The following is a 19,697-nucleotide window of genomic DNA, read 5'->3' as shown; positions in this document are numbered from 1 at the left end:
GAAGTTCCGTTAACGGACTCCCCTTCCTTTTTAATCTGCACTGAAGAAGGATTGCAACTTTTCTAAGACTTCTTCTTTTTGCCAATCTATAGACTCTCCGCTCTGACGGAATGTCACTTCTACAATTCCTTCAGCGGCTCTTTTACCAATTGTAATTCGTACCGGCAAACCAATCAAGTCAGAGTCTGCGAATTTTACGCCTGCTCTTTCGGCACGGTCATCGTACAGCACATCATATCGATAGGATTCCAATACCGCATACAATTCATCCGCCAGTTGTTTTTGAACTTCATCTTTAACATTGACTGTTACCAGATGGATATCAAATGGAGCTAGATGTTTTGGCCATTTCAAACCGTATTCATCATTGAACTGTTCAGCAATGGCTGCGATTAAACGAGATATCCCTAGCTCGTAACTTCCCATGATGAAAGGTTTAGCTCTTCCATGCTCATTTAAGAAGTTCCCTTTCATTTGCTCACTATAAGAAGTTCCCAGTTTACATATGTGGCCAATCCCTATACCTTCTGCAAATTTAATGGAGCCCATACCATCTGGAGATGCTTCTCCTTCTTGGATATAACGGATATCTAAATAATCATCGATAGCAAAGTCGCGCTCCGGATTAACATTAATGAGATGATAATCATCTTCATTGGCACCTGCTATTCCATTAACAACAGATGCTACAGCATGGTCCGCAAACACCTTGACACCCACCGGAAGTTTTACCGGCCCGATTGAACCCGCGTGACAGCCAAGCAATTCCTCAATTTCTTGTTCAGATGCCAACTCTACCTTTTCTACATTCAGTGCTTTTTTTAATTTATGTTCATTAATACTATGATCGCCACGACACACAACGACCGAAAGTTCTTCGTCAATTTTATAAACTAACGATTTCAGAATTAACTCAGGGTCGATAGCAAGAAACTCAATTAATTCTTCAATTGTCCGTTGGTTCGGCGTTGCAATCTTAGTTGTTTCTTTCAGTTTTTCCTCTGATGTCTCATATTCTACATTGACCTCTGCCATTGCAATATTGGCAGCGTATGTCGAACTATCACTATAGGCAATCTTGTCCTCACCGATTTCAGCCAAGGCAATAAATTCATGCGCTCCTTCACCGCCATCCGAGATAACCATTCTGAAATGCATACCTAGGCGCGTCAATATATTCGTGTACGCCTGCATTACCTCTAAATACTTTTCATCCAAGCTTTCTTGTGTAGCATGGAATGAATAAGCATCTTTCATAATAAACTCCCGGTTACGAAGCAAGCTATAACGCGGCTTATCCTCATCGCGGAATTTCGTTTGAATTTGAAATAGTGTCAAAGGCAATTTTTTGTAGGATCTTACTTCATCACGCAACAAAGAAATGATTACTTCTTCATCTGTGGGGCTGAGAACAAATTCTTTATCATGTCGATCTCGAAGTCGAAATAATTCATCTCCAAATGAATCTAAGCGTTCGGTTTCTTTCCATAATTCCGCTCGTTGCAACGCGGGCATGGAAATTTCAACTCCTTCGATCGCTTCCATTTCTTGACGTATGATCTTTTCGATTTTGCGAAAGACTCTTTGAGCAAGCGTTAAATATGTGTAGATACCGCTCCCATTCTGTCGGATGTATCCTGCCCGCAGGAGCAATTGATGGGAACGAATATCTGCATCTGCCGGGGTCTCTCGCATCGTTGGTATAAATGTTTTCGATTGTTTCATGATATGCTTCCACCTTTTTTAGAAGAAAAATCGTTGAATGTCATTCCATGTCACAACAAGCATCAAGACCATCAGCAACATAATACCGACAAAATGCACCATGCCTTCTTTTTGTTTGTCGATCGGTTTTCCACGTAAGCCTTCGAATAAGAAGAACAATAATCTTCCACCATCAAGAGCTGGCAGCGGGAGTAAATTCATAATCCCTAAATTGATACTTAATACGGCTCCCCAATTCATTAAATTGAAAATACCATACTGTGCTACTTCTTCAGTCGCTTTATAAATGCCGACTGGTCCTGACAATGCATCAATTGTAAATTGACCTGTTACGAGCATGCCTAACAACTCAAATATTTTCACAGTCCATGTATAAGTCTGTTCTGCTCCGAACACCACAGATTTAATGATACCTTTTTCTAAAGGACTAGAGTAAATCACACCTATTTGACCGAATTCACGTCCTGCATCTTCAATTGTCTCCGGAATTACTTCTAACGAAACTGTTTCTCCGGCCCTTTCCACTTCCAAAGCCATAGGAACACCAGGGCTTTCCTGAATTGCTTCAGAAAACTCTGTCCATGAGTCTATTGATTTCCCATCGACACCTGTTATTAGATCATCCTTTTTTAAACCTGCCATTTGTGCTGGCGTATCAGGTTTCACTTCAGAAATAATCGGTTCATTGGTCGGCACACCATTCAGTAAACCAAGTGCCAGAAAGATAAAGAACGCTAAAATAAAGTTGAAAAGCGGTCCTGCGAAAATAGCCATCGCTCTGCTGCCAAGTGACTTGGATTCAAATTGCCGATCATAAGGAGCAATTAATGTTTCTTGTCCTTTTTCTATAATCATAGCAGTTCTAGCAATTTTTAGACGTACTAATTTTCCATCTTCATCGTATCCCTCAATATATAACTCTTTATCCAAATCTGATTTTTCTACTTCCAGATTCAAAATATTCGGATTGGACACATTGCGATTTAAATAAATCTTTTCTATTTCGTCTTGCGCATTTAGCAACAAGCCAACTCGAAAGCCTGGCTGCAATTCGACTGTATCAAAGTCTTCTCCTGCCATCCGCACATATCCACCAAGCGGAAGCAAGCGAATGGTATATTGTGTTTCCCCTTTTCGAATCGCTAATATTTTAGGCCCCATCCCTATAGCGAATTCACGTACCATGATCCCTGCTCTTTTAGCGAAGAGAAAATGTCCAAACTCATGAAATGCTACAAGTGTCCCGAATATTACAATGAACGCAATAACGGTTTCCATTCAGTAACCACCTTCATCGGCCATCACAGCCTAAAATTAATCTCGTTACTTTACTATACCATACACTTTTTTTCGAGTAATGCGATCTGTCTCCAAAATCTCTTCTAAATTCGGCTCTTTTATCGTCTCATGTTGTTCCATCATTTGTTCAATGATGTCTTCGATTTGCATGAAGGAGATATGTCCCTCCATGAACAACTGAACAGCCACTTCGTTTGCCGCATTCATCGCTGTCGGCATAGTGCCCCCCTCCCTACCTGCATCATATGCAAAAGCAAGGGCCTTAAATCTCTCATAATCCATTTTTTCAAAATGAAGTTTACCGATTTCATCTAATCGAAGACGCTTTGCATTCGCCATCGGAATACGGTCCGGATAGGTCAATGCATATTGAATCGGCACACGCATATCTGGTGAGCCGAGTTGGCCCATGACACTCGTATCTTCAAACTCCACCATCGAGTGGATAATGCTTTCCTTATGCAGTAAACACTCTATCTGATCATACGGCATTGCAAATAGGTGATGCGCTTCGATCACTTCTAATCCTTTATTCATCATTGTTGCGGAATCAATCGTCAATTTATTCCCCATCGACCAGTTAGGATGTGCCAAAGCTTGCTCAACCGTCACATTTTGAAGTTGATCTCTAGTAGAGTCTCGGAAACTGCCGCCAGAAGCGGTTATTATCAATTTAGTAATACGTTTTGGATTTTCTCCATTCAATGCTTGAAATAATGCAGAGTGTTCACTATCTACAGGCACCAAAGGTACATTATGGCGTTTAGCTGCCTGTACGACCAGATCCCCTGCAGCAACCAATGTTTCTTTATTGGCAATCGCGATTGTCATACCTGCTTCAATTGCAGCGAGTGTAGGTTTAAGCCCAACACTGCCAATTACAGAGTTCAGCAATACATCCGCTTCAAAACCTACTGCTGCCTCGATTAAACCGTCTTCACCGAAAACGATCTTTACATCGGGAAATTCAGCTTGTAAACGCTCTGCATCTGTTTGCTCTAACACCGATACCAACTTTGGTTTGAACTGTGCAATAATTTCTCTCACTTTGTCCATGTTCTTTCCTGCAGACATTGAAACCAATGTGAACAACTCTGGATTGGCTCCAATAATATCGAGTGTTTGGGTACCGATCGAACCAGTCGCCCCGAGCAAATTGATTTTCTTCATATTTCTCTAACTTCCTTTCCATTAACCTACGAACTGAACAAAATGAAGTAATGGCAAGACGAACAGCAAACTGTCAAATCGATCCATAATTCCGCCATGTCCAGGTAATAGAGTACCTGAATCCTTCACATCATAATATCGTTTCAATGCTGATTCTACCAAGTCCCCAATCTGACCTACAATAGATGCCACAACGGTAACTAGAATGAACGTCACGTAGGAATTTGCGATAGGATAAAATAGATTGTAGATAAGTGTTAAGAGAACCGCACATATAATTCCGCCGATAAATCCTTCAATCGTTTTGTTCGGAGAGATTTCCGGCCACAGTTTACGTTTACCAAGTTTGCGCCCGACAAAATATGCGCCGGAATCGGTCGACCAGATGATCAACAACGCATAACCGATGTACTCCAAACCAAATAAACGCGTTTCGATTAAATAATAAAAACCAATCCCTACATATAAAGCACTCATTGCAGAAAATGCGACGTCTTCAAAAGTTGAACGGTTTTTCACTAGCACCGTGTAGACCAACAGCAATAAGACCAATACGTATACCATTTCCAACTTCTCTAAATGAAGATTGCCTTCCACTTGTTCAGTCCATTTGGAAGGCAATAAGATGACGAGTAATAGCAACCATGCTAGAAAGCCACGAACCGAGAAAATGGACATATTCCGCATGCGAAGTAACTCATATAAACCAATCGTAGAAATTGCATAGATCGCAATAATAAAAGGCAATCCTCCCATTACGACGACTGGGACAAAAAATGCAAGTGCTACGATTGCAGTTATGATTCTTTGTTTCATCCCTTCTGATCTCCTTCCAAGCTTCCAAATCGACGATCTCGATGTTGGAACTCTTCAATCGCTTGTAACAAACTTTCTTCATTAAAATCTGGCCACAGCACATCAGTAAAGATAAATTCTGCATATGCAAGTTGCCATAACATGAAATTGGACAGACGAACTTCTCCGCTCGTGCGGATTAATAAATCCGGTTCAGGTAAGTGAGCTGTCATTAATCTGGAGTTGATCAGATTTTCATCTATATCATCCGTTTGTAATGCGCCGTCTGTTACTTCTTGTGCAAGCTGCTTCATAACATGAACCAATTCTAATCTACTACCGTAATTCATGGCAAAATTCAATATAAGTCCTTTATTATCCTTCGTTATTTCGATCGCTTTTGTGATGGCTTTTCTAGTATGTCCAGGAAGTGCATCCATATTTCCGATCATTTCTACCTTTATTCCTTTTTCCATTAACTCAGGTAAATATGTATTAAGGAATTCGCCGGGAAGATTCATCAAGAAGTCGATTTCAATTTTAGGTCGTTTCCAATTTTCGGTAGAAAATGCATAGAGAGTCAGAGTTTTAACACCCAGTTCATTTGCGAAATTGGTAATTTGACGGACAGTTTTCATCCCTTCATGATGACCAGCAATTCGTGGCATTTTCCTTTGCTTCGCCCATCTTCCATTTCCATCCATGATGATTGCGACATGGAGAGGAATCTGTCTTTTTTTTACGGCGTCGATTCGTTCATCCAATAACTGAATGTTTGCCGTTTTTTTTCGCATTAGTTTTCTAAGCATAGCGTTCCTCCACTTGGCTCTTTTCGGATACTCCTACAGCCTATCCTACCAAATTGCATAGTAAATAGCATGCAAAAGACGGAAAAGAGCGTCCTAAAAGTAGGACGCTCCTCCTTATAGAAAGTTCTATACTTAAATTTCTAAAATCTCGTTTTCTTTATCTTTTGCAGTCTGATCGATTTTCTCGATGAAGTCATCCGTCATTTTCTGTACTTGATCATTGTAACGACGTAACTCATCTTCTGTGATTTCTCCGTCTTTTTCAATCTTCTTCAGTTCTTCATTACTATCACGACGGACATTACGAATAGCTACTTTTGCGTCTTCTGCTTCACGCTTAACTTCTTTCACAAGTTCTTTACGGCGCTCTTCTGTTAACGCGGGAACAGCTAAACGAATCACTGATCCATCGTTTGATGGTGTGATACCGATATCAGATTTCATAATTGCTTTTTCAATTTCACCAATCGTCGTTTTATCGTATGGCTGAACAACAATAAGGCGTGGTTCAGGTACTGAAATCCCAGCCATTTGGTTTAGAGGCGTCGGTGCACCATAATAGATGACAGAAATTCTGTCCAATAAACTAGCATTGGCTCTTCCAGCTCGGATCGATGCCAATTGTCTTGTATACGCACTATGTGCTTTTTCCATACGTTCACTCGTTTGATTCATAATTTCTTTTGTCATTATTTATTCCTCCTGACCACCGTACCAATGTCTTCTCCAAGCACGGCTTTTTTAATGTTACCATTTTCCATAATTGAGAATACTACGAGCGGTATATCATTGTCCATACATAAGGTTGAAGCTGTTGAGTCCATAACTTCCAGACCTTGACTGATCACTTCTAAGTAGGATAGCTCTAAATATTTTGTCGCATTAGCATCTTTCATTGGATCTGCTGAGTACACACCATCTACATTATTTTTCGCCATTAAAATAACATCTGCTTCAATTTCTGCAGCACGTAAAGCGGCTGTCGTATCAGTAGAAAAATACGGATTTCCTGTTCCGGCAGCAAAAATAACAACACGGTTTTTCTCCAAATGACGGATAGCTTTTCGGCGTATGTAAGGTTCTGCCACTTGTCTCATGTCAATGGAGGACATTACGCGCGTTTCAGGTCCAAGCTTTTCAAGAGCATCTTGCAATGCTAGAGAGTTCATTACCGTAGCTAGCATCCCCATATAGTCGGCAGTCGTACGGTCCATACCCATCTCACTTCCGACTTTACCTCTCCATATGTTACCTCCGCCCACAACTACAGCAACTTCTACGCCTAGTTCTACGACTTCTTTTACCTGACTGGCAACTGATTTTACAACTTCCGGAGACAAACCATACCCTTGTTCTCCTGCTAATGCTTCTCCACTTAACTTTAACACGATCCGTTTATATCTTGGATTACTCATTTAGACCCTCCTGCAATTCCCTATTCTCAAAAAAGAGGAACACATAATGGATGTGCCCCTCTGTACGATTGGTTTTAGACTTAGTTTCCTTTAACTTGGCTCATTACTTCGTCAGCAAAGTTATCTTCACGCTTCTCAATACCTTCGCCCACTTCATAACGAATAAACTCGATTAATGTTCCGCCTGTTGATTTAACGAAATCGCGGACTTTCTGATCAGAGTTCTTAACGAAAGCTTGGTCTAGCACACAAATTTCCTCGAAGTATTTTCCAAGGCGGCCTTCAACCATTTTCGCTACGATGTTTTCAGGCTTACCTTCATTCAACGCTTGTTCAGTCAATACTTTACGCTCATGCTCTACTTCTTCTTCAGACACTTGATCGCGTGAAATGTATTTAGGGTTCATCGCTGCAATGTGCATCGCTACATCTTTCGCTGCGTCCGAATCTGTTGATCCTTCAAGAACAGTTAGAACCGCAATGCGTCCGCCCATATGCAAGTAAGGTCCGAATGCATCTGCATCTATTTTTGTACGAATTTCAAAACGACGAAGAGTGATTTTCTCTCCGATTTTAGCTACTGCATTAGAGATATGTTGAGATACCGTCAAACCGCTGTCCATTTTAGCTTCATTCGCTTCTTCAACTGTTGCCGGCTTAGTTGCAAGCAAGAATTCAGAAAGTTCTTTAACTAATTGTTGGAATCCTTCGTTTTTCGCTACGAAATCTGTTTCAGCGTTCACTTCAAGGATTACTGCTTCGTTACCTTGAACTAAAATATTCGCTACACCTTCAGCAGCAATACGATCTGCTTTCTTCGCTGCGCTTGAAAGACCTTTTTCACGCAAGAAATCGATAGCTGCTTCCATATCGCCATTAACTTCACTTAGTGCTTTTTTGCAGTCCATCATACCTGCGCCTGTTTTTTCACGAAGTTCTTTAACCATTTGGGCTGTAATTGTTGCCATTTGAGAATTCCTCCTAATAAAATTCATTTACAAATATTACTTTAAAAAAAGACGATAAGGGGTACGCCGCTTATCGTCTCATCATTTACATTAGTCTGCAGCTACAGTTTCTGTTTCGTTCGCTGTTTCAGCAGTCGCTTCATCGTCTTCACCTTGACGGGATTCAATCAAAGCATCTGCCATTTTGCTTGTAAGTAAACGTACTGCGCGGATTGCATCGTCGTTCGCCGGGATGACATAGTCGATTTCGTCCGGATCACAGTTAGTATCTACGATTCCAACGAGTGGAATATTCAATTTGATTGCTTCAGCTACCGCGATACGCTCTTTACGTGGATCCACGATGAAAATTACATCTGGCAATCCTTTCATATCACGGATACCGCCTAGGAATTTCACCAGACGATCATGTTCTTTATTTAATTGAGAAACTTCTTTCTTAGGAAGTACGTCGAATGTGCCGTCTTCTTCCATTTTCTCAATAGCTTTCATGCGTGCTACACGCTTTTGAATTGTACCAAAGTTTGTTAATGTTCCACCCAACCAACGTTGGTTGATGTAGTACATTCCTGCACGTTCTGCTTCTTCTTTGATCGCTTCTTGTGCTTGTTTCTTCGTACCTACGAAAAGGACTTTTCCTCCATCAGCACCGACTTGGCGCATGAAGTTGTAAGCTTCCTCTAATTTTTTCACCGTCTTTTGTAGATCGATGATGTAAATGCCGTTACGCTCCACAAAAATGTATTTCTTCATTTTCGGGTTCCAGCGGCGTGTTTGGTGTCCGAAATGAACACCTGCTTCTAGTAATTGCTTCATTGAGATTACTGACATGGTAATTCCTCCTATTGGTTTTTGTCCTCCGTGTACTTCCTGCGAAAAAGCGACCATAATGGCACCAACTCTTTCTTCCGCACACGTGTGTAGTAATACCATCTACTAAAATAACACAGATATAAACCTTTTGCAACAGAAGCCAATTGTTTTAGCCAAATTTCAATAATAATTCGATCTCAGTCTGACCTTTTCCAAGCTCCTTTGCAATTTCCTGTACCGACTTACCTTCTGCAAGAAGCTGTTTCGCCTTGTCCCGATCACTTAATGGAGCCATTTCTAAAGAATCTGTCGTGGCAGCATTCTTCTGATACGAACGCAATGCGAATTGAACAGGGACTGGATGTGATTTTTGCTGAACTTTTTCTGGTTCAGCAGCAGTTTCTTCATTCTGTGAATGAGTCTGTGGAAAAGCAACCTTAGATGACGGTTTATTCACCGGTCTTTTATTCAACTGTTCAATCAACCGATCATTTTCTTCTTTGATTTCTGCCAAATAAGCCATGATAGACTGATCCATCTCGTGCATAAGTTTTTGCTGTTTTTTCTCCAAGTTATTGAATTTGGAGACTTTCATATACAGTAAGGTCATAATCATAAAACTAATGATTTGTAAAATAAATAAAATAGCTACTACGATTCCCATGATATGTCACCCATTATAATCGAAAAACGAGCCCTTAAAAGGATGTTTAACTCGCTGTTCCGCTTTCTCCTGTTTTTCTCTCTTCTGCTGTTCAGATTGCTCATCAGGTTGGGAGTCGTCAGCATCCAGCTTGGCATATGGATCGGATTCAAGGACAGTTTCTTGGTTTTTAATCACTTGTTTTTCCATCGACGTATTGGCATGTTGCTGTGCAATTTGTGATTGTTGCTGTTTTTGCTCAGCAATTTTACCTGCTTCAAACGTTTTAGGTATGGCAATTTGCAATTCGATACTTTTCAAGCTCATAAAATCCCTCCATCCGTAATCTCAGCTGCCAACAATGAACGCAATTTAAACAAAGCTTTCGAATGAATCTGAGAAATTCTAGAAGTTGATAAACTTAAAATTTCACCTATTTCCGTTAGTGTCATATCTTCTTGATAAAATAAACTTAAAACAAGCTGTTCATTTTCATTCAACTCTTTAATTTTTATCACCAGATCCCTAATTAATTCTTCTTTGACAGCTAACTGTTCTGGTGTTTTTGTGTGATCATCCCGTAAGACAAACGTTTGGTCATTCTGCTCGTCGTCATCGTTCATCTTTTCATCAATCGACAAAACGTTAGCAAAATACTGTTCATGAACAGTCTGGTAAACTTCATCCGCTGTCACGCCAAGATGATCTGCGACTTCTTCAGGCGTCACGGACCGTAAATAAGATTGTTCGAGTTTGCTGATCTCTTCATCCAACTTTTTCGACTTTTCTCTGGAAGAACGCGATAGCCAGTCTTCTTTACGCAAGCCATCTATAATTGTTCCTCGGATACGAAAGGATGCATACGTATCGAATTTCAAATCTCGGGTCGGGTCAAATTTTGTTAAAGCATCAAACAGGCCTTGATAGCCTAGAGATTTAATTTCATCTCGCGAGACATTTTTCGGCAATCCCGCACTAATTCGTTGAACGTGATAGTTCACTAATGGTGTGTATAGTTGGACTAGTGCGTCACCTGCATCAGGATCACGGTCTTCGAGCCATAACTTCCACTGATGCCGTTCAGTCGTCTCTTGCTTTGTCATCGAATTCACGCCTTTCCTGTCAGCTACCGTCTGTCTACTTTTATCTCTTATCTAGTAGTATAGCAAATCTCCATAAAGAAAGGCGACTAATGAAATAGCCGCCTCTGTTTTACATTGAACGCTTAGATTTCCTGCGTACCCGCGTTAACGGTACGTACATGGAGAATACAAGTTTCCGGATCAAATTCAATCGTTCGTCCGCTCGATCCCCCGGTATCTTCTGACACAATAGGAATGGAAAGTCTTTTCAATTCTGCTTTTACCGCTTCTACATTCCTTGGACCGATTCTGATCGTGTCATTGGAACCAAATTGGAACATTTGTGCGCCGCCAGCAATTTTCGCCTTCAGACTAAATGGCCGAACTCCTTTGGCTTTTAACATTTCCATCATGGCGTAAATCCCGGTATCCGCAAATTTAGCGGCGTTTATTTTTGTGGATTTTCCTAATTGGCTATCAGGCAACATGACGTGGACCATGCCTGCAATTTGTTTTGTTTTATCGTATAGCACTACGCCTACACACGAGCCCAGACCCGACGTACGGATTGTCTGGGGTGTTTTGGCTATATTCATATCCGCAATCCCGACACGTACTACTGTTTTTGTATTCAGCATTTACAAAACACCTAAAGAACTGAAAATCGTGCGATACGAGGGTGGGTCGGGTAATAAGAAAAAATGTCCCGCTAAACTCGAAATACCTTGTTCCCCTTCTTGCAAAATTTCAGTTTCGATGACAATGACTTCATCGCTGTACTGAGATACTTCAATCAGCCCAAAACTGACGATCGCACCAACCATATCCACACTCAAAGAAGGCACGGTTGGATAAATATTCAAAGAAGTGAAATCGGAAAGTGCAGATAAATAAGAACCTGAAAGAATATTACCTAATTCTTGCAATGCAGAAGCACCTAAACCTAAATCTTCTACTTGGGAAAACATAAATGTTGGATCGCCGATCAATTTACGAATAAACTCTGTAGCGGATTCAATCGTCAACACGAAGAACATACTGCCAGTCAAATCTCCTTCAATTCGCAAGAAAATCCCAGCAACAATCTTTTCAGTGCCTCCTGCAAGTTCGAACATTTCATCAAAGGAAACCAACTCTACATTTGGGACCCGCATATCAATCTTATGCCCTAGCAGCTGAGACAAAGATGTCGCTGCATGAGCTGCCCCTATGTTGCCGATTTCTTTTAACACATCGAGATGCATTTCAGTAATTTCATTGTCAGAGTTCATCTGCATTCGCCTTTTTGATCGGTTGAAGCACTTTTTCTAAATTCAACATGACGAGCAGACGTTTATCCACTTTAGCCACCCCAGAAATGAATTCTGATTCTACAGAACCGACTACTTCCGGCTGAGGTCCAATCACGCTTGTAGGTACGTCCATGACATCATTGGCGTCGTCCACGATTAAACCAACTTCCGAATCAGCATGTGAAACGATAATAATGCAGCTTGATTCATCAAATTCTTTTGGTTCCATATCAAAGCGTTCACGTAAATCTACTACTGGCGTCACGACACCTCGCAAATTCAACACACCTTTAACATATGAAGGCATTCTAGGTACCCGTGTAATGGATAAAGATTTCTCAATTGATTCCACCACATCCAAACCAATCGCATATTCCTTATTCATCAGTTGGAAGACAATTACTTTCATATCACTTACTTCAACAGCTTTTGCCATGCTTCTAGTCACCTCGATTTATTTAATCAGTGCATTACAGTCGACAATTAATGCCACTTGGCCGTTTCCGAGTATGGTGGCGCCTGATATTGCAAAAACACTCTGCAAGTAGTTTCCAAGCGATTTCAAAACAATTTCTTGTTGCCCGATAAATGAATCTACGACCAAGCCTGCTAGACTTTCTCCTTTGCGCACAATTACGATGGATTGGAAATCTTCCTCTTCGCGACGATCTTCCATTTCAAAAATCTCTTTTAAATCCACCAACGGCACGATAGTTCCTCTGAAATCAATGACTGGCTGATTGTGAGCGTTCAAAATATCTGATTTTTGAACGATTGCCGTTTCAATGATTGAAGAGAGAGGGATTGCATATATCTCTTGATCTAATTCCACTAGCATTACGGAAATGATTGATAGTGTTAGCGGTAATTGAACTTGGAATAACGAGCCTTTACCTTCTTTGGAATCAATCGAAATATGGCCGCCAAGTGACTCGATTGTGCTTTTCACAACATCCAAACCAACTCCGCGTCCCGAGACGTCTGTAATCGCTGCAGCAGTTGAGAAACCAGATGCCAGAATCAGTTCTGCTACTTGTCGGTCGGATAAAGTAGGCGCGATTTCTTCACTTACAATTCCTCGCTCGATCGCTTTGCCTAATACGCGCTCACGATTCACTCCGGCACCATCATCTTCCAATTCAATAAATACATGGTTCCCTGAATGATAAGCCCTCAGCGTAACAGTGCCTTCTTCCGGCTTACCTTTCGCAATACGCTCCTCAGGACTCTCAATGCCATGATCTAGCGCATTTCGAATTAAGTGGACGAGCGGATCGCCGATTTCATCGATAACTGTCCGATCGAGTTCAGTTTCTGCACCGATGATTTCTAAATTTATTTTCTTGTTTAAATCACGTGCCAACGTACGAACCATTTTAGGGAACCGATTGAAAACTGTCTCCACAGGAACCATCCGCATATTTAATATAATATTTTGTAGGTCGCCTGAAACTCTCGTCATTCTTTCCACTGATTCATTCAATTCGGGGTTATGCAACTCACTTGCAATCGATTGAAGGCGCCCCCGATCAATGACGAGTTCTTCAAATAAGTTCATTAAGATGTCTAAACGATCGATGTTTACTCGGATAGTCTTATTTGAAGAGGCGTGATTCGTCTTCTTGACTTGAGTAGCTTCCTTTGGCGCAGCTTTTGCTTTCTCTGTTGCCGCAGGAAGGGTGTCTGCGATATTTGGTTTTTCTTGCGGTTGCTCATCATGCTGTTCAAATTCGATTTGTTTATATTTCTTGATATATTCATCTGTAATATGCTTAATACGAACGTCTTCGATTTCTGAAACCTTCATAATTTTAGCTTTCAAGTCGTCCGCATCTTCATGAGTCAATAAGACAATCGTAAAGTTTTGATCGAACTCTTCGTTTTCAAGCTTCTCTACAGTCGGAACGGTTTTGATTACTTCGCCGGATTTTTCTAAGATCTCAAATGTCATGAACACCCGGGCTACTTTCAGCAGACAATCCTCACGTAACTCAACAGTTATTTCGTAGGCATTAAAACCTTGTTCCGATGATTGCGAGATCACCGTCAATTCAAAGTCATCGTAGTGAATTCCTGACGACGTAACGACTGCGGTTGCACTCTCTTCCGTAGTGGCAGCAATTGGTGCATTTTCTTCTAAGTCAAGCGGTTCTCCCGCCTCAATTCGATTTAGAGTATCCACTAAGACACTTACGTCTTTTTTCCCATTACCGCCTGCCTCGATATCGAGCACCATCAGTTCTAAATCATCGGCAGCTTCAAATACGACATCCAATATTTCAGTTGTTACGCTAATTTTGGAATTACGGATGGCATCCAAGACGTTTTCCATCTTATGTGTCAAGTCTGCTATATCTTCGTAGCCCATAGTTGCGGACATACCTTTCAATGTATGGGCTGCTCTGAAAATTTCATTGACAATTCCTAGATCGTCCGGGTTGTTTTCTAAAGCAAGCAATTGTTCGTTACATGCTTGCAAGTGTTCTTTACTTTCTTCGATGAACATATCCAAATACTGATTCGTATCCAATGTAAAGCCCCCTAGTCACTTCAAATTTCCCATTATTGCCTCTGCGATCTGTTGAACATCTTTTATCTCATCGCTCAATCCTGCATCTATTATGGCTTTTGGCATCCCATAAACTACTGAGGTATTCCTGGATTCCGCTATCGTCACCGTCTTGCACGAAGAGCGTAATAACTCCATGCCTTCTTTCCCATCAAAACCCATTCCGGTCATAATAGCCGTAACATACTCTAATTCCGGATGCTTGGCGGCTGATTCCAATAAAACATTGACTGCTGGGCGATGTCCGGAACGCGGAGCTTCATTGCCGTCCAGCAAGACTCTATAACCTGCAACTGTTTTTTCAAACTTTAAATGCAGCCCGCCTGGAGCGACATATGCTGTTCCGTTATATAGTAACTCTCCATTTTCAGCTTCTTTCACAGTGATTTCACTCAATCCATTTAAGCGTTCAGCTAGCGACTTTGTGAATCCCGGCGGCATATGCTGAACAATTAAAATAGGTGCAGGAAAATCCGCAGGTAGGCGTGTAATCACTTCTTGTAAGGCTCGAGGCCCCCCTGTCGATGTGCCTATTATAACAAACGTTTTGGTAGTTTGGGCTTTATTTTTAGAAAAACTTGCTAAATTAGCAGGCATTTCTGTGACACTATTCATTCTGACTGGGGATTCCTTCTTTTCTGCTGGTAGTGTATAGCGAGTTTTCTTCGGTGTTATTTTCCTAGTCAACGATGTGATTCGGACATTAGAGGCTGCAAAAACTTTTTCTACTATTTCTCTCTCGATTTCGTGAAGATTCAAAGAAATAGCGCCGCCCGGTTTGGCAATGACATCCACCGCACCATACTCAATAGCGAGTACAGCATTTTCGGTGTTGTGTTTCGTTGTACTCGATAAAATGACAACAGGTACTGGATGATGATCCATCATTTCCTTCAGTGCCTGTAAGCCATTCATCACAGGCATTTCAATATCCATCGTCACAACATCCGGTGTCAGTTCCTTCACTTTCTCTATGGCATGTTGTCCATTCCTGGCTATCCCAATGACTTCCATCATCGGATGTCGGTTCAACATATCTGATATCAATTTCCGCATAAAAGCTGAATCATCTACGACAAGTACTCGTTTTTTCTTGCCAGTAAGCACATCAGACACGCCCTTTCCGAAAAATGTTCTTTAATTTGCCAAGGAATCCTGAAGACTCAATAGAATTACTAGATTGATTGCCAAGTAGAAATGACTCAGTTATAGCTTTCATCCGTTTGGTAATTTGTGCATTCGGATACAACTTCACAAAGGGGGTTTGGGCTACGACTGCATTACGTACATTCATATCGTCTGGTAAAAATCCTAAAATATTTGTCTCCGCAGATAAGAACTTACGCATGGCCAGCTGCAACCGAGCCACGGAATCACGTCCATCTTCTTCTCTCAATACCCGATTACTGACAATATGAAAAGTTTTATCGGCTTCTTGCAGGCAAATGAACTTCATCATTGAATAGGCATCCGTGATCGATGTCGGTTCAGGAGTAGAAATTAAAATGATTTCGTCTACCGCCAAAATTAAATCCAGTGAACTTTTTGTAGCGCCTGCACCCATATCAAATAAAATCACATCATAGTCAGACTGCAGAATGGAAAACGCATCAATCAAACGATCGAACATGGATTCAGACCACTCCATCACCGTTTCTAAACCTGATCCACCTGCAATAAAAGCCAATCCGTCTTCAAGAGGAGTAATAACATCGTACAACCCTTTAGAGCCTGTCAAATAATCCTTCAAACTGTGATTGGGTGTGGCACCAAATAAAATATGAATATTGCCCATGCCAATATCCATGTCAATTATCAATACTTTCTTCCCTTTTTGTGCAAGTGAATAGGAAAAATTGGCGGTAAAGTTGGATTTCCCTACGCCGCCTTTCCCACTAATAATTGCTACAGATCGAGCTGCTTTGCCTTGGGCTTTTAACATTTTCAACCGCAATGCTTCTGCTTGATCATGCATCTTGATCACCTGCTAACAAAAGAGAAAATAACTTTTCCACGTTTGCCTCTATTATATCCTCAGGTACTTCTTGACCGTCTGTATAATATGCCGTACCAATTTTGTGCTTCAGCATCAAATTGATCATTGATCCAACAGAACTTGTTTCATCCGTTTTTGTAAAAATGAATTTTTCAATCGGGAATTTTTTGAATCGGTCAATGATGATATCCATATCTTGTTCTTTTGATGTAGTGGAAAGGACAAGATATGTCTCCATATCCAATGAAAAGTCTACGAGGCTCTGCAAATCTTCTACAAACTTTGCTTCCTTATAATTACGACCTGCCGTATCAATGAATATCAAATCGCGGTCTTGCAACTTTTCAATCGCAGCACGGAAATCTGTTTCATTGTAAGCAATTTCTACAGGCGCTTGCAGTAGATTAGCATACGTTCGTAATTGTTCAATCGCCGCGATACGATATGTATCTGTCGTGATAAAAGCAATCTTCTTTTTTTCCTCAAGTAATGCGCGAGCCGCAATTTTTGCGATCGTTGTTGTTTTCCCGACGCCGGTTGGTCCTAACACATTGATATATTTTTTGGTATAAGAAATTCCGCCGAACGGTACATCTTTCAGTTTGGCGGAAAACCATTCTTTCATTATTTGAAGTTGTTCGCTATTGGTGAAATCTTTTTTCTCTTTTTTCATTCGTTCATATAACAAATCACCGGCTTCCACAATGTATTCATGTGCAAGTCCTTGTGATTGCAACTTCATTAATAGTGGCACCAATTCATCTGGAAACTTTTCCAATGTCCGGTCGCTTTGTTGCATTCCCTTGATCATGTTCTTCATTTCCAGCATTTCTTTTTGTAGCTGTTCTGTCGTATTCGTCTGAACTGTTGATTGAACGACAGGACGTGTAGGTGGCTCAATTGGGTGTTTTTCTATTGTTTGATCAAAACCCGCCACTACTTCCACTGAGCGTTTTTGAAATAAACCAAGGAAGCCTTTTGTCTTTACAACATTTGAGCTGAGGATGACTGCGTCATCCCCAAAATCTCCACGTACTTTTTTCATCGCCTCTACCATCGTAGGGGCTGTATACTTTTTCATTTTCATTAAATATCCACCACTCCTACGCTTTGGACTTCCACAGACGCTTCGAGTTCATTATAAGACAGTACAGGTATTTGCGGGAAATACCGCTCCGTAATTTGACGTAAATACATCCGAATGGCTGGAGAACATAGAATTACCGGTGCTTGATCGAGCAAAGCGACTCGCTCTATTTCCTGAGCAATCCGTTCTAAAATAGCTTGAGATTGCGTAGGATCGATTGACAGGAAATTCCCTTGTTCTGTCTGCTGGATACTATCTGCAATAAGCTTTTCCACTTTACCGGAAACCGTCAATACTTTTAATGCCTCGCTGCCGACCACGTACTGATTGGTGATTTGCCTAGCGAGCGATTGTCTGACGTATTCAGTTAATACATCTACGTCAGAGGTATATTTGGAATAATCAGCAAGCGTCTCGAATATAATCGGCAAATTACGCACAGATACTTGTTCGCTTAACAACTTTGCCAGTACTTTTTGGATTTCTCCAATCGATAACGGTGTTGGTGTCAATTCATCGACTAAAATAGGATAGGTTTCATGCACATGATCGACCAGTTGTTTCGTCTCTTGACGTCCAAGCAAGTCGGCAGCATTGGCACGAATCACTTCGGTCAAATGGGTAGATACCACACTCGGCGGATCCACAACTGTATAGCCCATGATCTCAGCTTCTTCTTTCGCTTCTTCTGTGATCCATTTCGCAGGAAGACCAAATGAAGGTTCCACCGTATCGATTCCTTCAATCAGATCTTCACCACCAGGACTCATAGCTAAATAATGATCCAGCAACAACTCGCCTCTGGCCATTTCATTACCTTTAATTTTGATTCGATATTCATTTGGTTGCAACTGGATATTGTCACGAATACGCACGACTGGAATAACCAGCCCTAATTCAATAGCCAACTGTCTTCTGATCATCACAACTCGGTCCAACAAATCCCCGCCTTGTGTAGCATCGACGAGTGGAATTAAACCGTAGCCGAATTCAAACTCGATTGGATCAACATTCAGCAAATCCACTACGTTTTCCGGCCGCTTCAGACCTTCTGTTTCCACTTCTTCTTCCATCTCCAGCAGCTCGTTTGGATCTTCTTCTGATTTACGAGTCATCATAAAGGCACCTGCCGCTAGCGCAAGAGAAATTGGTATCGTTAAAATATCATTAATGGGTGTCGCCAAACCAAGTAACAGAACGGTTACTGCTGCTACATAAAGCAGTTTAGGCTGTCCTAGAAGTTGGTTGGTAATATCTGTTCCTAGATTCCCTTCAGAGGCAGCACGCGTCACAACGATACCTGTTGCCGTCGAAATGAGGAGAGCCGGAATTTGTGAGACAATCCCGTCCCCGACGGTCAACCGAGAGAATTGAGTTGCCGCTTCCGCAAAAGGTAAATCCATTTGCACGACACCGATGATCATCCCAACCAGCAAGTTGATTAAAACGATGATGATCCCAGCAATTGCATCCCCTTTAACAAATTTCGTAGCACCGTCCATCGCACCATAAAAATCGGCTTCATTACTAACTTTTTCACGTCTCGCACGCGCTTCAGTGTCTGAAATCATGCCTGCATTCAAATCCGCGTCAATACTCATTTGTTTACCCGGCATCGCGTCTAGCGTAAACCGAGCAGCAACTTCCGAAACACGTTCAGAACCTTTCGTTATGACAATAAATTGAATAATAATCAAAATCACAAAGACCACAAGACCTACGACAATATTGCCGCCTGTAACAAACGTACCGAACGTGTCGACTACGCCACCTGCGTCACCTTCAGAAAGAATCGCACGCGTTGTAGATACGTTGAGACCAAGTCGGAACAATGTTAATAACAATAACAACGACGGAAAAATGGAAAACTGTAACGCTTCCTGCATATTCATTGCAGTCAATAGGACCAATAATCCTAATGTGATATTGATGATAATCAAAAAACTTAATAACCAAGGTGGTAACGGGATGACGAGCATCGCAACAATCATAATAACCGCCGCAAGTACTCCGATATCTTTAAATTGCATGCCA

At 41.3% G+C, this 19,697-nt stretch carries 20 protein-coding genes; all 20 read right to left on the bottom strand.

Translation table 11 applies throughout. The features are described from left to right. Window positions 1–30 precede the first annotated feature (30 nt). Complete coding sequence (locus tag MKX97_RS05885) at window positions 31–1,725, bottom strand: proline--tRNA ligase (RefSeq protein WP_342537169.1); 1,695 nt, start codon at window positions 1,723–1,725, stop codon at window positions 31–33. An 18-nt stretch (window positions 1,726–1,743) separates the two neighbouring features. Continuing rightward, window positions 1,744–3,003: an RIP metalloprotease RseP gene (gene rseP, locus MKX97_RS05880; protein ID WP_009497363.1), complete on the bottom strand. Its 1,260-nt coding sequence runs from the start codon at window positions 3,001–3,003 to the stop codon at window positions 1,744–1,746. 45 nt (window positions 3,004–3,048) lie between these two features. Further along, the gene (dxr, locus tag MKX97_RS05875) at window positions 3,049–4,194 is read right to left on the bottom strand and encodes a 1-deoxy-D-xylulose-5-phosphate reductoisomerase (protein ID WP_342537168.1); all 1,146 of its coding nucleotides are present in this window, start codon (window positions 4,192–4,194) and stop codon (window positions 3,049–3,051) included. Between the two features lie 21 nt (window positions 4,195–4,215). After that, window positions 4,216–5,010 carry a phosphatidate cytidylyltransferase gene (locus MKX97_RS05870; protein WP_221836047.1) on the bottom strand — a complete coding sequence of 265 codons (795 nt, stop codon included), beginning with the start codon at window positions 5,008–5,010 and terminating at the stop codon, window positions 4,216–4,218. After that, a complete protein-coding gene (locus MKX97_RS05865) occupies window positions 5,007–5,798 on the bottom strand; it encodes an isoprenyl transferase (protein ID WP_009497366.1) in 792 nt (263 codons plus the stop codon). The genes MKX97_RS05870 and MKX97_RS05865 overlap by 4 nt, the downstream gene beginning before the upstream one ends. A 132-nt stretch (window positions 5,799–5,930) precedes the next feature. Further along, a complete protein-coding gene (gene frr / locus MKX97_RS05860) occupies window positions 5,931–6,488 on the bottom strand; it encodes a ribosome recycling factor (RefSeq protein WP_009497367.1) in 558 nt (185 codons plus the stop codon). Continuing rightward, complete coding sequence (gene pyrH, locus MKX97_RS05855) at window positions 6,488–7,213, bottom strand: UMP kinase (RefSeq protein WP_221836048.1); 726 nt, start codon at window positions 7,211–7,213, stop codon at window positions 6,488–6,490. Before pyrH ends, frr begins: the two co-directional genes overlap by 1 nt. 80 nt (window positions 7,214–7,293) lie before the next feature. Further along, entirely contained in the window at window positions 7,294–8,181 is an 888-nt protein-coding gene (gene tsf, locus MKX97_RS05850; protein ID WP_342537167.1) for a translation elongation factor Ts, read from the bottom strand. A gap of 90 nt (window positions 8,182–8,271) precedes the next feature. Next, window positions 8,272–9,012: a 30S ribosomal protein S2 gene (rpsB, locus tag MKX97_RS05845; protein ID WP_040758243.1), complete on the bottom strand. Its 741-nt coding sequence runs from the start codon at window positions 9,010–9,012 to the stop codon at window positions 8,272–8,274. Between the two features lie 151 nt (window positions 9,013–9,163). After that, on the bottom strand, window positions 9,164–9,658 hold the full coding sequence (locus MKX97_RS05840; RefSeq protein ID WP_009497371.1) for a YlxL like protein: 495 nt from the start codon (window positions 9,656–9,658) through the stop codon (window positions 9,164–9,166). Window positions 9,659–9,664: 6 nt separating this feature from the next. Then, window positions 9,665–9,964 carry a hypothetical protein gene (locus MKX97_RS05835; RefSeq protein ID WP_009497372.1) on the bottom strand — a complete coding sequence of 100 codons (300 nt, stop codon included), beginning with the start codon at window positions 9,962–9,964 and terminating at the stop codon, window positions 9,665–9,667. Next, window positions 9,961–10,740 carry a FliA/WhiG family RNA polymerase sigma factor gene (locus MKX97_RS05830; protein ID WP_340758557.1) on the bottom strand — a complete coding sequence of 260 codons (780 nt, stop codon included), beginning with the start codon at window positions 10,738–10,740 and terminating at the stop codon, window positions 9,961–9,963. The genes MKX97_RS05835 and MKX97_RS05830 overlap by 4 nt, the downstream gene beginning before the upstream one ends. A 122-nt stretch (window positions 10,741–10,862) precedes the next feature. Continuing rightward, window positions 10,863–11,357, bottom strand: coding sequence for a chemotaxis protein CheD (locus MKX97_RS05825; RefSeq protein ID WP_340758556.1), 495 nt, complete (start codon window positions 11,355–11,357; stop codon window positions 10,863–10,865). Then, complete coding sequence (locus MKX97_RS05820; RefSeq protein WP_340758555.1) at window positions 11,358–11,990, bottom strand: chemotaxis protein CheC; 633 nt, start codon at window positions 11,988–11,990, stop codon at window positions 11,358–11,360. Next, a complete protein-coding gene (locus tag MKX97_RS05815; protein ID WP_009497376.1) occupies window positions 11,980–12,447 on the bottom strand; it encodes a chemotaxis protein CheW in 468 nt (155 codons plus the stop codon). The genes MKX97_RS05820 and MKX97_RS05815 overlap by 11 nt, the downstream gene beginning before the upstream one ends. Window positions 12,448–12,465: 18 nt before the next feature. Next, window positions 12,466–14,541, bottom strand: coding sequence for a chemotaxis protein CheA (locus MKX97_RS05810; RefSeq protein ID WP_342537165.1), 2,076 nt, complete (start codon window positions 14,539–14,541; stop codon window positions 12,466–12,468). A 15-nt stretch (window positions 14,542–14,556) separates the two neighbouring features. Next, complete coding sequence (locus MKX97_RS05805; RefSeq protein ID WP_342537164.1) at window positions 14,557–15,696, bottom strand: chemotaxis response regulator protein-glutamate methylesterase; 1,140 nt, start codon at window positions 15,694–15,696, stop codon at window positions 14,557–14,559. After that, on the bottom strand, window positions 15,689–16,555 hold the full coding sequence (locus MKX97_RS05800) for a MinD/ParA family protein (protein ID WP_078817740.1): 867 nt from the start codon (window positions 16,553–16,555) through the stop codon (window positions 15,689–15,691). The genes MKX97_RS05805 and MKX97_RS05800 overlap by 8 nt, the downstream gene beginning before the upstream one ends. Then, complete coding sequence (flhF, locus tag MKX97_RS05795) at window positions 16,548–17,663, bottom strand: flagellar biosynthesis protein FlhF (protein ID WP_342537163.1); 1,116 nt, start codon at window positions 17,661–17,663, stop codon at window positions 16,548–16,550. The genes MKX97_RS05800 and flhF overlap by 8 nt, the downstream gene beginning before the upstream one ends. Then, a complete protein-coding gene (flhA, locus tag MKX97_RS05790; RefSeq protein WP_342537162.1) occupies window positions 17,663–19,693 on the bottom strand; it encodes a flagellar biosynthesis protein FlhA in 2,031 nt (676 codons plus the stop codon). The genes flhF and flhA overlap by 1 nt, the downstream gene beginning before the upstream one ends. Window positions 19,694–19,697 lie beyond the last annotated feature (4 nt).

Source organism: Sporosarcina sp. FSL K6-3508 (assembly GCF_038615825.1).
Taxonomy (GTDB): Bacteria; Bacillota; Bacilli; order Bacillales_A; family Planococcaceae; genus Sporosarcina; species Sporosarcina newyorkensis.
Note: the sequence above shows the minus strand (reverse complement) of the source record. Positions and strands in the feature narration are given on the sequence as shown.